The organism is Hymenobacter coccineus (assembly GCF_001816125.1).
GTDB classification, from domain to species: domain Bacteria; phylum Bacteroidota; class Bacteroidia; order Cytophagales; family Hymenobacteraceae; genus Hymenobacter; species Hymenobacter coccineus.
The window spans coordinates 25,064-33,064 of record NZ_MDZA01000344.1; the positions used below are offsets into that span (position 1 = coordinate 25,064).

8 protein-coding genes are annotated in these 8,001 nt (G+C 52.2%); all 8 read left to right on the top strand.

Features of this window, described 5'->3' with window-relative positions; genetic code table 11:
• Positions 1–67 precede the first annotated feature (67 nt).
• The gene (locus BEN49_RS17235; RefSeq protein WP_070745585.1) at positions 68–376 is read left to right on the top strand and encodes a transposase; all 309 of its coding nucleotides are present in this window, start codon (positions 68–70) and stop codon (positions 374–376) included.
• Complete coding sequence (locus tag BEN49_RS17240) at positions 373–1,272, top strand: IS3 family transposase (protein WP_070745587.1); 900 nt, start codon at positions 373–375, stop codon at positions 1,270–1,272. Before BEN49_RS17235 ends, BEN49_RS17240 begins: the two co-directional genes overlap by 4 nt.
• Positions 1,273–1,498: 226 nt before the next feature.
• Positions 1,499–2,137 (top strand): vWA domain-containing protein, encoded by a 639-nt coding sequence (locus BEN49_RS17245; RefSeq protein ID WP_070745590.1) that lies wholly within the window; start codon positions 1,499–1,501, stop codon positions 2,135–2,137.
• A 217-nt stretch (positions 2,138–2,354) separates the two neighbouring features.
• Complete coding sequence (locus BEN49_RS17250; protein ID WP_204376144.1) at positions 2,355–3,740, top strand: PP2C family serine/threonine-protein phosphatase; 1,386 nt, start codon at positions 2,355–2,357, stop codon at positions 3,738–3,740.
• Positions 3,741–3,808: 68 nt separating this feature from the next.
• Entirely contained in the window at positions 3,809–5,362 is a 1,554-nt protein-coding gene (locus BEN49_RS17255) for a helix-hairpin-helix domain-containing protein (RefSeq protein ID WP_204376145.1), read from the top strand.
• A gap of 82 nt (positions 5,363–5,444) precedes the next feature.
• Entirely contained in the window at positions 5,445–6,479 is a 1,035-nt protein-coding gene (locus BEN49_RS17260; RefSeq protein WP_070745595.1) for a hypothetical protein, read from the top strand.
• Positions 6,480–6,490: 11 nt separating this feature from the next.
• The gene (locus BEN49_RS27115) at positions 6,491–7,273 is read left to right on the top strand and encodes a hypothetical protein (RefSeq protein WP_125916976.1); all 783 of its coding nucleotides are present in this window, start codon (positions 6,491–6,493) and stop codon (positions 7,271–7,273) included.
• 399 nt (positions 7,274–7,672) lie between these two features.
• A complete protein-coding gene (locus tag BEN49_RS17270) occupies positions 7,673–7,981 on the top strand; it encodes a transposase (RefSeq protein WP_070745599.1) in 309 nt (102 codons plus the stop codon).
• Positions 7,982–8,001 lie beyond the last annotated feature (20 nt).

Sequence of the window (8,001 nt, forward strand, 5' to 3'; positions counted from 1 at the left end):
TCACAGTGCCACTGTTTGAGGTGGTCGGGTAAATCTGGACAGAATAGGGTCTTAACTTTCGCACGTCATGAAAGACAGTCCCCCACCTGCCAAACGTCGGCGCTACGATGCCGCCTTCCGGGCCGAGGCCCTGCGCCTAGCCGCTGAAAGCCGCTCGACCCAAGCCGCGGCCCGCGCCCTCAATATCGACCCCAAACGCATTTACAAGTGGCAAAAGGAAGCGCTTACCCCGGTGGCGGCGGCGCAGGGAGCGGAGTTGGACCCGGCCACGGCGGCGGAGTTGCGCCAACTGCGCGCCGCCAATCGGCGGCAGGCCCAGGAGTTGGAAATTTTAAAAAAAGCCATCGCTATCTTCTCGCAGACACCGGACCAATGAGCCGTTACCGCTTTATCAAGGCACAACGGGGCCACTACTGCGTCCGCCTGCTCTGCCAGTTGGTGCAGGTCCCGGCCAGCGGCTACTACGCCTGGCAACAAGCTCAGCAACAAGTGGTAAACCAGTCCGAGCCAGCTTGGGAAATGGCGCTGGTCAAGGCCTTTGGGGTGCATAAACGCTGCTATGGGACGCGGCGGCTGCGCGTCGAACTGCGCCGCAAGGGCTACCGCGTCGGGCGGCAGCGTTTACGCACCGCGATGCGCCGCCGAGGCCTGCACGCGCTGCAGCCCAAAGCGTTTACGCCGCGCACCACCGACTCCACCCACGGACTGCGTTGCGCCCCCAACCGCCTGCTGGACCAACCGAAGCCCATTCAAGCTAATCGGGTCTGGGTCAGCGATATTACCTACTTACCCCTGGCTAACGGGGACTGGGCCTACCTCTGCGCTTTTCAGGATATGGCTAGCAAGCAGGTGGTGGGCTGGCAGGTAATGGCCACCATGCCCGAAGAGCTGGTTACCACCGCCTTGCAACGCGCTCTTTGGGCCCAGCCGCCAACCCCGGGCCTGCTCGTGCACTCGGACCGCGGCGGGCAGTATTGTGGCAACGGGTATCGTAAACTACTCCATGGTCACCAGGCTGTACGCTCGCAGAGCCGCCGCGGCGACTGCTACGATAATGCGCAGGCCGAGAGCCTCTGGGCGCGCCTCAAAACGGAGGTGCTCGAAGGCCGCGAGCGACCCGTTTTTACCGACCTGGCCGAAGCGCAGGTCAGCGTGGCCGACTATTTTGACTACTATAATCACGAGCGCCTGCACTCGAGTATCGATTATCAGACGCCCTATCATACTCACCAACAGCTCCTTCAACTTAGTGCCCTAAATTGTCCAGTGTAATTGGACCACCTCAAGGAAGCTCCCAACCCTTGCCCAAAGGCCTGCGTTAAACATTTCGACCGCCATTTTTGAGGACAGCGTTTTATTGCTGGTTTTCAAAAATGACGCTTAAAATAAAGCGTGTAGTGTAAGAGACATTTTCTTAAGGAGAACTGGCTTATGTTTCTGTCTTACGCAAGCCGCTACAATTGCAGAGTTTATCAAAAACATTTCAAAACCGAAAACGATGAGGAGACTACCCGTCTATTTACTATTGGACACATCTGGTTCCATGACCGGAGAGCCCATTGAGGCAGTTAAAAATGGTGTTCAGGTCATGATCAGTTCGTTGCGTCAGAATCCGCAGGCTATTGAGACGGCCTTCATTAGCATCATCACCTTTGATAGTGAGGCAAAACAAGTGGTGCCTTTAACCGACCTGGCTTCGTTTCAGATGGTGGACATCCGGGCTACCGGCACTACCAGCTTAGGCGAGGCGCTGAAGTTGGTTTCTACCTGCATTGACAACGAGGTTACTAAAACCACGGCTGAGCAAAAAGGCGACTGGAAACCCCTGGTGTTCATCATGACGGATGGTATTCCCACCGATGATTGGCAGATTGGCCTGGAAGAATTCAGAAAACGGAAAACCGCCTTTACCGTGGCCTGCGCCGCTGGCAGCGCCGCCGATTCTGCGTTATTAAAGCTGATCACGGAAAATGTCGTAAGCCTTGATACCGCTGACAGCCAAAGTATTGCGAAGTTCTTTACCTGGGTGAGTGCCTCCATTGGCGTTTCCTCGACCAAGGTGGAGGACGGCGGCCAGGAAGTGACCGGTATGGGAGAGCTGCCCCCGCCGCCTGCTGAGTTGAATATAGTTACTTAAGCGATTAGCACCCCACCAGACAAGGAAGAGGCTGGAAGATATTTTCATCAGCTTCTTCCTTGTTTTCTTAAGTAGTAGGCTCTGCGACAAAAAACGATCGGGTAGCTCAAGGCTAATGTGTAGCAGGAACGGCAAAAGGTTAGACTAATCGTGAGCACACAGAAAAAAATTTAAAACAGTAAGCACAAAAGCAGGAATGGCCAATGCAAATCAACTGGTGACTGATCTTTTCAAAAGCAACGGCATTATCATTCCAGAGCACCGGATGAAGTTGTTCGACCGCTTTTTGCAGGAAGAACAGAACCTTGCCATTCTCCACCAACTCAAGAAAAACCAGGATCAACTCATGGCGAATTGGAAAACCGAAGACAGAATAGCTGAGATCGTGCAACAGCCCATTCGTATTCCAAATGCTACCGTGGGTAAGCATTATGCGGCTCCCTTTGACTTCGAGCAATATGGTTGGAACGACCTTATCGCCTTCCGAATAGAAGGTCTTGAAACCCTAGGACTGAACTACAGCGCCGAAAACAACCAGCTTACCGGGGTTCCCACCCAAAGCGGCGACCTGAAGTTTTCGGTTCACTTCAAAGTGGAGGGACAACCGGAGGAAGCGCCATTCCACCAAAAAGACGTTCTGCTCATCATCAACCCAGATCCAAAAACCCTCTGGCAAAACCTGGAGAGCGACAAGAACGATCCCTACTGGAAGGAAGACGATGTCACCTTGTTCTCTCCTATAGGCGACCGGCACCTGTTGGTCTCCTCCAAACGCGGCCGCTCCCACGCCACTGTGGGCTCGTTCCGGGAAGATGACTTTGCGTTTAAGGAGCTGCCCAATGGCTGGAACGTGGTGGTGGTGGCTGATGGGGCCGGGAGTGCGAAACTGGCCAGAAAAGGGTCTGCTCTGGCATGCGCTGGCGTGGTCAACTATTTTCTGGACCCCGCCGCAGTAGAAAGCATGGCCGAGTTTGACAACTTGGTACAACAGCACGCGAGCCAAACCGGGGCCGACACCCAGAAAAACCTGAACCGTTTCGTATACAACACCCTGGGCAAAGCGGCTTTTCAGGTGCACAAACAACTGGAAAGCTTCGCCAAGGCGCAGGAGGTCACGTTAAAAGACCTGAGCAGTACGCTCATCTTCACCCTGTTCAAGAAGTACGACGTGGGGTACGCCCTGCTTTCCTTCGGCGTAGGCGACTGCCCCATTGCCGTGCTGAACAAAGACGTGACCGAAGTGACGCTCATGAATTGGATTGACGTGGGCGAGTTCGGGGGCGGAACCCGGTTTATTACCATGCCCGAGATTTTCCAAAATGAGAAGTTCGCTACCCGTTTTGGGTTTAAACTGATAGACAATTTCTCTTACCTGTTCATGATGTCGGATGGCATTTATGACCCGAAGTTCGTGGTGGAGGCGAACCTGCCTAGCATTGCCAAGTGGCAGGAATTTCTGGCTGATTTAAACGGGCAGAACGAGGGTAAGGCCGCGGTAGACCTGAGCACCACGAACCCAGACCTTGCAGCGCAACTTTCCAAATGGATGGATTTCTGGAGCCCCGGCAACCATGACGACCGATCATTGGCCATTGTTTTCTAGCTCTTTTCGGGAAAACAACCAGAAATGCACCTAAAGCAGCGCACTTACTTTATTATAGAATTGAACCTGTGAGCCAAAGCAGTACCATCACCTTTTTCAATGAGCCCGGTAAAACCGTGAAGTCGGTGCCGTCCATCACCACGCCTGGTAAAAATTACCAGTACGTAGATAATGGCGAGCCCATGCGGGGCGGCATGAAAGACGTGTATTTCGGGCCCGATAAATCGTACGTGGTCGCTTTTTACCGCGACAAACAGGATTACAATTCCCGGGAACGGCTGAAGAAGCTAGTGACGCAGTATTACGATAGCTTCTTCAACCGGGAAGGCGGCGAATACTACAAAGAGCTGTACTGTTGGCCTACCGACATGGTGGAAACTAGCGACGGGAAAGTGGGTTTGGTGGTGCCTACCTACAACAAGAACTTCTTTTTCAAGCAAGGCTACGCCACCAGCGAAGGCATCAAAGGAAAAGAGAAACAAGGCTTGTGGTTTGCCTCGGCCAAGTTCCGGCACCCGCAGTTCGCCTTGCGTCTGGATGAAAGCGAGTTAGGCAACTGGCTCAGCTATTTCCAGATCTGCGTGAAAATTGCCCGGGGGGTGAAACGCCTGCACGCCGCCGGTCTGGCCCATTCAGATTTATCCTATAAAAACGTGTTGATTGATCCGGTCAGTAAATCAGCCACCATCATTGACATTGACGGGCTCGTAGTACCCGGTTTGTACCCCCCGGATGTCATCGGCACCGCCGATTTTATTGCCCCGGAGGTACTGGCCACCAAACACCTGGCACTGCGCGACCCTACCCGCAAGCACGCCAACCGCACCACCGACCTGCATGCCCTTCCGGTCATGATTTACCTGTACCTGCTCTACCGGCATCCGCTGAAAGGAGGAAAGGTCAACTCCCTGGACACGGAACAAGACGATTTGCTGTCGATGGGGGAAAAGGCCTTGTTCATTGAGCACCCAACGGACCATTCGAACCAGCCTAAAATGGATCAGGTCTCTAAGTGGACGCTGCCTTGGGCGGATGTTGCTAAGTTACCTTACACCATCACCGGCCCGTACCTGAAGGCTTTATTTGATCAGGCCTTTGTAACCGGCCTGCACGACCCTAACCAGCGGCCTAACGCGGACCAATGGGAACAGGCCCTGCTCAAAACCACCGATCTCATGCAGCCCTGCAGCAACCCTAAATGCCAGCAGAAGTGGTTTGTGTTTGATAATACCACCTCGCCCACGTGTCCATTTTGCGGCACGCCGGTAAAAGGAACGCTGCCCGTGCTGGACCTTTACTTTGAATTTAAGCCCACCGTCTGGCGCCCCGAGAATCACCGCCTCATGGTCTACCACAACCAATACCTGTTCCAGTGGCACGTGAACCGGCACGTGGTTAGAAATGAAAAACTGACGGACGAGCAAAAGATACCGGTGGGGTATTTCACCTTCCACCATAATAAGTGGGTATTTGTCAACCAAAAACTCACCTCTTTGAAAGACCTCACCGAAGACAAAGAGATACCCGTGAACACCATGGTAGACATTACCGACGGCAAGAAACTATTGCTATCCACCGAAGAAGGCGGCCGGGTGGTGGTGATTACCATGGCCAATAAGTAGCGCCGCTACGGTCTGAGAAGACAAGAAAGTACAGAGAAGTTGAGAGGGAAAACAACCTTAAAACGCACTAACACTTACCAAGATGAAAATCAAGCCACTCGGAATTATTGTTGTTCTTTTGATTATGGGGGTACTGGCCTATTTCGCCCTCAGTCCTCGTTTAACAGGGGGCAATACCGACGGGGCTACCGCCACTACTACCTCGCCCAGCATGCCCGGTAATAACCGGACCACGGACAATACCACGGATGTGCCGGCTGCCTCAACTACTACCCCTGGTACCCCTGCGGCCGGCACTGCCGAGGAAGCCCGGGAATTCAACTACACGCCCGAGAAACCAGAAAATGGAACGCTACGGGGGGTAGTGGAAGTAGGGGCCACGGGCTTTAACTCCTTCGTCATCAACATGGATCGCCAGAAACGCTGGGAGATTGTCTCCAAAGATTTTGGCGAATCACTGGCCTATGAGGGCCTTGCCACCACCGAAGACATCAGAGCGGGCCTCAAAAAATACCTGGCAGCAATGTTTGACAAAGGCGTGGCGAATAAAAACATGCACTTCGTGATTTCCTCTGGCGCCCAGAAAGTACCTAAAACCTCCATTATTATCAATGAACTGAAGAAGATGGGGTATGTGGTGAACAATGTAACCGCCGCGCAGGAAGGCAAAATGGGCTTTGGTGCCACCGTTCCGCCTGCCTTCGCCGATAATTCTTTCCTGGTGGACATTGGATCAGGTAATACCAAGATCTCCTGGCAGGAAAATGGCCGGCTGCAATCCATTGAGTTGCCCGGCGCCAAGTACTATGAAAAAGGAACCGCCGATGAGCAGGTGTACAACCAGGTGAAAACGTTGGTGGCTAAAATACCGGAGAACAAGCGGAATGTAGGCTTTATCCTGGGTGGGGTGCCCTTCACCCTGGCCAAGCAACACCGCAAAGGAGAAGAAAGATATACCGTACTAAAGGCTCCAGCGGCGTACAAAGCAGCAGACAAGAAAATGGCCTCTGGATTGACTATTTACAAAGGGTTGGCAGAGGCGACCGGCACCGACACCTTTGTTTTTGACTGGGATGCAAACTTTACCATCGGGTTCCTGCTGAGCCTCAATCAATAAGTTCTCTTCTTATGAGTTTCTTAAAGCAGTTGTTGACTCCGTTTGTGGAGTTTGAAAACGATTCCGAGCAAGGACCGGCAGAACAGCGTCCACCGGTCACAGCTCCAACTGCGGCGCCGGCCACGCCTTCTTTCCTACCCCCGGCTGCGGCGCCGGCCACGCCTTCCTTCTTACCCCCGGCAATACCTTCTGTCTCAGAGAACGCCCAGCATCCGTTGATCAATGGCCCCGCCACCCCCATCACTATTCCAGACCATGTTCCCACCTATTCGGCTGGAGGCACCATCACGGGGCCTTTGCCAGAACACGAACAGTACTTTGAACGGTTGATTGACGAAGCGAACGCCCGCAACCCCTTATTCCAGGGAACTGATTACAAAGAGTTCGTAGACAGCAAATTGGACATAGACGACATTCAGGACGAAGCCATCAAGTACCAGACCGCTTACAACGTTTTAAAAAGCACCGGCCTCACCAAAGAAAAGCTCCTCTCCACTGGGCAGGAATACCTAAACCTGATTGGTCGGGATTTAAATGCCTTTCAGAGCGCCCACGCGCAGCAACACCAGAAAGAGGTGCGACCTAAGGAAGAACTGATCCAGAAGAAAGCGCAGGAACTGCAAACCCTTACCCAACGCTTAACTACCCTAAAAGCTGAAATCAATCAGCTATCCCAAGAGATTACCCTCACGAAAGATAAAATGAACACCACTAAAAACTCCTTTTTACTGGCTGGCGAAAACAAGCAAAGGGAAATTCAAACGGAATTACAGAAAATAACGCGACATTTTTAAAAGTTTAAGTTCAGATATTAAATTGATAAGTATTTAAAAAAATAAATTAAATAACCTAATGGTTGTATTGAATCTTGCTTTATTATAGGTATTGAAAGTTATTTAATAAATAATATTAATACTTCATAAATCAAGTTTCTCCGCTGAATTATGCTGACGCACGTTTTCGATACTGTTTCAATACGTAAGTTTTGGTAATCGAGCGAACGCTTTATTGATTTCTTATTGAGTATTCAATTACATGGTGAAAAGTAGTTCTTTAATTCAGTGGATTATCTTATTACTACTGGGTTTGTAGTTCCCATTCAATAGCTACATCCATAAACGGTTTAAAAATTCTAAGGTAATTGTGAGGTGGTCGGGTAAAAATGGACACGGAGAAAGTAACTTTCCCCTGTCATGGAAGCAGATAAACCAGCTGGCAAACGGCCGCGAACGAAGTATGACGCGGCCTTTCGAGCCGAGGCAGTCCGCCGCGTAACGCAGGACGGGCAGGCGACGACACGCGTAGCGCAGGCGCTGGGCATGAGCGAGGCCGTGTTGGGCAAGTGGGTACGCGCGGCTCGCACCCAAGCTGCCCGCCCAGCGGGCAGCGAAGCCCTGGCGCAGGAAAACAAGCAGTTACGGGCCCAATTGGCCCGTGCTGAAATGGAGCGCGATATTTTAAAAAAAGCGCTGACCATATTTTCACAACCGACGGGCCGATGAAACGCTTCGCTTTCATTGCT